This is a genomic window from Acinetobacter sp. GWC1_38_13, assembly GCF_001767535.1.
GTDB lineage: Bacteria > Pseudomonadota > Gammaproteobacteria > Pseudomonadales > Moraxellaceae > Acinetobacter > Acinetobacter junii.
On the sequence record NZ_MELG01000112.1, the window covers coordinates 3,788 to 3,997 of the forward strand.

The 210-nt window shown below is 43.8% G+C and carries 1 pseudogene; it reads right to left on the reverse strand.

The features are described from left to right. Nucleotides 1-210, reverse strand: a pseudogene (locus A2003_RS11970) (MFS transporter); the annotation flags it as partial.

The window sequence follows — 210 nt, forward strand, 5'->3', positions numbered from 1 at the left end:
AACTGCGTGCCCAACCAGCCCAAATCAGCAATTGTGTTGCGGCTATTTTTTTTAATAAAAATGCAGCTGAAACAGCGGCTAATAATCCAATCCCTGCACCTATTACAGACATCAGCACGCCGATTTGTGACAACGACCATTTCTGATCAATCAGCATCGGATTCAGCATCGCCATAGCTGGTGCTTCGACAATTCGATAACATACAATCA